Origin of the sequence: Micromonospora sp. M51, assembly GCF_018070305.1 — a bacterium.
GTDB lineage: Bacteria > Actinomycetota > Actinomycetes > Mycobacteriales > Micromonosporaceae > Micromonospora > Micromonospora parva.
The window spans coordinates 1-1,237 of the sequence record NZ_JAGPXZ010001170.1; the positions used below are offsets into that span (position 1 = coordinate 1).

Below are 1,237 nucleotides of genomic sequence, written 5' to 3' on the forward strand. Positions count from 1 at the left end.
GCGCCGGGGTGGCGGCCGGCCTGCCCGCGGGGGGCACCCCCGGCGCGCGCGGCCAGCCGGTTTGTCGGTAGCGGCAGCGGGTAGCCGGCAGCGCTCATGCCCGCCGTGCGACGAGGAGCCGGGAATGGTCGGACCGATGGCGCACTCCCGGGCCCGGGCCAACCCGGCGGACGGTAAACCGCCGGTCCGGCGCGCGGCGGCGACGGTGGCGGTGCTGTTCCTGCTGCTCGGCGTGCTCGGCTTCGTGCCGGGGATCACCAGCGGCATGGACGCGCTGCGCTTCGCCGGCCACGCTTCGGGCGCGTACCTGTTCGGTGTCTTCCAGGTGTCGGTGCTGCACAACCTGGTGCACCTGGCGTTCGGGGTGGCGGGTCTGCTGCTGGCGCGGACGGTCACCGGCGCGCGGGCGTTCCTGATCGGCGGCGGCGCGGTGCTCCTGGTGCTCTGGCTCTACGGGCTGGTGGTGGACCAGGACACCGGGGCGAACGTGCTACCGGTCAACGACGCCGACGGCTGGCTGCACCTGGGCCTCGGCGTGGTCATGATCGCATCGGGTGCGCTGACCGGCCGGTCGCGTCGCTGACCGGGGTTGCGGCGGGTGACCTGTCTCGCCTCCGCCGTCGGTCCGGTTTGACCGGGAACGGCGTCGGGTAGTTGGCAGATCCCGACCCAGCAGCGAATTGAGGCGCCGATGTCGAGCGGGATCACCTGCGAGGTGCGCACCACGGCACCGGTGGCGGTCGTCCGGCTCACCGGCCCGCTGCACCTCGGCACGATGCGTTCGGTGCATCAGATGCTCAGCGACGCGCTCGTCGACCAGCCGGAGGCGCTGGTGGTCGACATGGCCGGGGTGACCGTCGAGGACCGACTGGCGCTGTCGGTGTTCGCCGCGACCGCCCGGCGGGCCGAGGAGTGGCCGGCCGTGCCGGTGCTGCTCTGCGCCCCGTCGCCGGTGGCGGCGCGGTGGCTGGCCGAGTCGAGCACCTGCCGGGTGCTCCCGGTGTCCGCGGACTGCGCGGAGGCGACCCGGTTGGCCGACGCGTCGTCCGCGCCGCGGATGCGGGCCCGGCTGGAGCCGGTGGCCGAGGCCTGCCGGCGGGCCCGGGAGTTGGTCACCGACGCGTGCACGCGGTGGAACCTGCCCGACGCGTCCGGCCCGGCCGCGTTGGTGCTCAGCGAGCTGGTCGGCAACGTGGTCCGGCACGCCGGCACGCCCATGCAGGTGACGGTGACCCTG

2 protein-coding genes are annotated in these 1,237 nt (G+C 74.9%); both read left to right on the plus strand.

Annotated elements, in window-relative coordinates:
* Positions 1 to 136: 136 nt before the first annotated feature.
* On the plus strand, positions 137 to 583 hold the full coding sequence (locus tag KBX53_RS33425; RefSeq protein WP_036411644.1) for a DUF4383 domain-containing protein: 447 nt from the start codon (positions 137 to 139) through the stop codon (positions 581 to 583).
* A gap of 108 nt (positions 584 to 691) precedes the next feature.
* On the plus strand, positions 692 to 1,237 hold a 546-nt coding region (locus KBX53_RS33430), incomplete at its 3' end, for an STAS domain-containing protein (RefSeq protein WP_210863853.1).

What these genes read in the sequence shown, in the direction of transcription:
- KBX53_RS33425 (WP_036411644.1), top strand. Translation starts at nt 137, where the DNA reads ATGGCGCACTCCCGGGCCCGGGCCAACCCGGCGGACGGTAAACCGCCG.